Annotated in this window: 1 protein-coding gene; it reads left to right on the forward strand. The window is 62.4% G+C overall.

Annotation, left to right across the window (positions count from 1 at the left end; translation table 11 throughout):
• Nucleotides 1–12: 12 nt before the first annotated feature.
• A partial coding sequence (locus FNJ47_RS49010; protein ID WP_236000661.1) for a transposase occupies nt 13–226 on the forward strand: 214 nt, incomplete at its 3' end.

The raw sequence follows: 226 nt of genomic DNA on the forward strand, positions 1-226 counted from the left end.
GTCTTGGGTGTGATGGACCGTTTGGTATTGAGCGACGCGGCGTGGAAGCGGATGGCGCCGTTGATCATAGGGCGCCCCGATCAGAAGGGCTCGACCGGACGCGACAACCGAATGTTCGTTGAAGGAGGGCTGTGGATCGTGCGTACGGGGTCTCCCTGGCGCGATCTCCCGGAGGTCTTCGGCGATTGGAACAGCGTGTTCCGGCGCTTCAGCCGATGGAGCATCA

It is taken from the genome of Bradyrhizobium uaiense, from assembly GCF_010811875.1.
GTDB classification, from domain to species: domain Bacteria; phylum Pseudomonadota; class Alphaproteobacteria; order Rhizobiales; family Xanthobacteraceae; genus Bradyrhizobium; species Bradyrhizobium uaiense.